This window comes from Pseudoalteromonas sp. SR45-5, from assembly GCF_014163565.1.
GTDB classification, from domain to species: Bacteria; Pseudomonadota; Gammaproteobacteria; order Enterobacterales; family Alteromonadaceae; genus Pseudoalteromonas; species Pseudoalteromonas distincta.
This window is the reverse complement of record NZ_JACJDN010000547.1, coordinates 1-2,686: the sequence shown is the minus strand read 5'-3', so window position 1 is coordinate 2,686 and position 2,686 is coordinate 1. Positions and strand designations below refer to the sequence as shown.

2 protein-coding genes are annotated in these 2,686 nt (G+C 40.6%); one reads left to right on the top strand and one right to left on the bottom strand.

Annotated elements, in window-relative coordinates:
* Positions 1–559 (bottom strand): DUF72 domain-containing protein (locus H5072_RS16320; RefSeq protein ID WP_182694126.1); only part of this gene is annotated, 559 nt, incomplete at its 3' end.
* A 247-nt stretch (positions 560–806) separates the two neighbouring features.
* Here H5072_RS16320 and aspS point away from each other — a divergent pair.
* On the top strand, positions 807–2,585 hold the full coding sequence (gene aspS, locus H5072_RS16315; RefSeq protein WP_002959974.1) for an aspartate--tRNA ligase: 1,779 nt from the start codon (positions 807–809) through the stop codon (positions 2,583–2,585).
* The last annotated feature ends 101 nt before the right edge of the window (positions 2,586–2,686 follow it).

Here is a 2,686-nt window from a genome sequence, read left to right as displayed (position 1 = left end):
GCTGTGCATCTATTAGCGCTTCGGTTGTTGGTTTTACCGCAAATAGGGCGCGAGTATCCATCGATATACGATTTATGTTGTTTGCCATTAATAATTGGTTAAGCGCTATTTCGGCTTCACCCTTTTGAAAAAACGCAGTATGACGTACCTCTACACCGTAATTAACCTCTTTTGGTAACAGGCTAATAAATTGGGCTAGCTTGGGTAAGTCTCCAGGGCCAAATGCTTTAGGTAATTGCAGCATGATTTGCCCGGTTTTTTCTAAAATAGGGGAGAACAAGTTAAGCCAATCAGTAAGCTCGGTTTGAACATTAGTTAGGTGCAGCTCGTGGCTAAAGCGACGATTAAACTTAAACGTAAATTTAAAATTATCGGGTACGCTGTTTGCCCAGCGCAATACGGTATTTGGCGAAGGATCAGCGTAAAAGCTGGTATTGCCTTCAACAGAGTTAAAGTGTTGTGCGTATTGGCTAAGCATATCGGCGTTTTTACATTGGCTTGAAAATAAATTGCCTTTCCATGCATTACTCGACCACTGCGGGCATCCAATATATAACATACAAACTAGCGCCTTATTATAAAGTGGCGATAGTGTAGCAAATAACAAAACGAGCTGCTGTAAATTCAGGGGCAAAAGCGGCACACGCCCTAGCATCTTGATACTACTTGGGTATAATGCAGGGCTTAATTTGATTATTTTTAGATTGCTAGCGGCTTTATTTGTATTGTGGTGACCTGTTTTTTAAATCACACGCCTTAAAACAAATAACTTTAACCGTTTAAGCCTTTTATCTGACAGGAAAACTATGCGCTCTATATATTGCGGACAGCTAAATAAAACTCACGTAGATCAAGAAGTTGAACTATGTGGCTGGATCAACAAACGACGTGACCTTGGTGGACTTATCTTTGTCGATTTACGCGATAGAGAAGGTTTAGTACAAGTTGTATTCGACTCTGACATTGAAGAGTTAATGAGTTCAGCTAACACACTTCGCCAAGAATTTTGTGTTCAGCTAAAAGGTACTGTACGTGCACGCCCTGATAGCCAAGTAAATAAAGATATGGCAACAGGTGAAATTGAAGTTTTAGGTACTGAGCTTACAATTATTAACCGCTCTGAACCGCTTCCACTTGATTTTAACCAAGTAAACTCAGAAGAGCGTCGTTTAAAATACCGCTACTTAGACCTACGTCGTCTAGAAATGAGTGACCGTATTAAATTACGTGCTAAAGCAAGCAGCTTTGTTCGTCGCTTTTTAGATGAAAACGGCTTTTTAGACATCGAAACACCTGTACTTACTAAAGCAACGCCAGAAGGCGCACGCGATTACTTAGTGCCAAGCCGCGTTCATAAAGGTAGTTTTTACGCTTTACCACAGTCTCCACAGTTATTTAAGCAATTGTTGATGATGTCGGGTTTTGACCGTTACTACCAAATTGTTAAATGTTTCCGTGATGAAGATTTACGTGCCGATCGTCAACCAGAATTTACCCAAATAGATATAGAAACCTCGTTCATGAGCTCTGATCAAGTACGTGGTATGACTGAAAAAATGATCCGCGAGATGTGGCAAACATTGTTAAACGTTGATTTAGGCGATTTTCCAATCATGCCTTACAGCGAGGCAATGAGCCTTTACGGTTCTGATAAGCCAGATTTACGTAACCCAATGAAGTTAGTTGATGTTGCAGATTTAGTTAAAGACGTAGAGTTTAATGTTTTCTCAGGTCCAGCTAACGACGAAAAAGGTCGCGTTGCTGTATTAACTGTACCGGGTGGCGCTAAGCTTTCTCGTAAACAGCTTGACGATTACACTAAGTTTATTGGTATTTACGGCGCTAAAGGTATGGCGTGGATGAAAGTAAATGACCACACTGCAGGCGCTGAAGGTGTTCAATCACCAGTGGCTAAGTTTTTAAGCGAAGACGTAATTACTAAATTACTTGAGCGTACTAATGCTCAGTCTGGCGATATCATTTTATTCGGTGCCGATAAGCGCAACACAGTAAATGAAGCAATGGGCGCACTGCGCGTTAAGATTGGTGTTGACTTAGAAATCACTAACCTTGATAGCTGGGCACCACTTTGGGTTGTAGACTTCCCAATGTTTGAAGAAGATGACGAGGGCACATTACATGCTGTGCATCATCCATTCACTGCACCAAAAGATATTACTGCAAGTGAGCTTGAAGCAAACCCTGCTGCAGCTATTTCAGATGCCTACGATATGGTATTAAACGGCTACGAAGTGGGTGGCGGTTCGGTACGTATTCATAATGCAGATATGCAAGAAACTGCATTTAGAATTTTAGGTATTAACGAGCAAGAGCAACAAGACAAGTTTGGCTTTTTACTTGATGCACTTAAATACGGTACGCCACCACATGCTGGTTTAGCATTTGGTCTTGACCGTTTAGCAATGCTTTTATGTGGTACCGATAACATTCGTGACGTTATTGCTTTCCCTAAAACAACACAAGCGTCGTGTTTATTAACTAACGCGCCTAGTAAGCCTAATATGGATTCGTTAGCTGAGCTTGCAATTAGTGTTGTTGAAAAAGCGATACCTAGCGAAGAGTAATTTTTATTTAGCTTATTGAGCTAAATTTAAAAACCCTTAAGTTATATGCTTAAGGGTTTTTTTGTGGTTAAATTTGCAGCAGAGTGTATTTTAACCGAATA

What these genes read in the sequence shown, in the direction of transcription:
- aspS (WP_002959974.1), top strand. Translation starts at nt 807, where the DNA reads ATGCGCTCTATATATTGCGGACAGCTAAATAAAACTCACGTAGATCAA.